We start from the raw sequence: 757 nt of genomic DNA on the forward strand, positions 1-757 counted from the left end.
TGGTGGCGCCACACGCCAGTTTGTCATCCACCCGGGCCGCCGGCGAGCCGTTGATAAACACGGTTTCACTGCCCTGGGCAATCAGGGGAGGCGCGGGGTGTTTGCCACAGGCGGCGATATCGGTGGTGGCTCTGGCCGCCGGTTTGCCTTCGATAAAGACATTGGGGGAGCCACTCGCCAGGGTGCCGCTCGGCGGGCCGATGCTGTCCACCATTTTCGTGACGGCCGAACTGGCGGCGCTGATGACATCGCCAAGGGCAAATGTGGCCGCGGTCCCCAGAGCAATGACAGCGACGGTCGCTAATCCCCCGGTGAGAACGGTCAGTCCCACCAGTGCCGAGGCCGCGGCAAAGACCGCTGCCCCTATCAGCGCGCCGGTAATGGCGCCCGCCAGCGCCCCCAGGAAGCTGGCGTGTTTAATCGGGTCGCCCTCACGGGCGGCGGCCGGACCGGGAGAGCCCGGTGGCCGGGAGACGTGCACCGCGTGCTGGGCGCCAACCCGCGCTATCCGGGTGACGATTTCATCACCAAGTGACATGGCATTCCTCCTGTCAGCTCATCAGGCGGCCTGAAAACTGTGGACAATTGCCAGCAGGGTATCACGCTGGCCGTCTTCAAAAGGCGCGGGGGAGGTCAGGTTGAAGGTCAGCAGCAGCGGACCCCGGATTTGCAGTATCACGGTCTGGTACATGTCGCCTTCCGGGCTTTTCCACTGGTAATCCAGACGGCGGGCGGGTTGCTGGCTGAGGGTGATTTC

At 64.9% G+C, this 757-nt stretch carries 2 protein-coding genes; both read right to left on the bottom strand.

Annotated features, from left to right (window positions below; genetic code table 11):
* Positions 1-538: PAAR domain-containing protein (locus Phpb_RS11045; protein ID WP_205634766.1), on the bottom strand; the 538-nt coding region annotated here is incomplete at its 3' end.
* A gap of 21 nt (positions 539-559) precedes the next feature.
* Positions 560-757 (bottom strand): DcrB-related protein (locus Phpb_RS26805; RefSeq protein ID WP_240492525.1); only part of this gene is annotated, 198 nt, incomplete at its 5' end.

Source organism: Photorhabdus namnaonensis, from assembly GCF_001684335.1.
Classification (GTDB): Bacteria; Pseudomonadota; Gammaproteobacteria; order Enterobacterales; family Enterobacteriaceae; genus Photorhabdus; species Photorhabdus namnaonensis.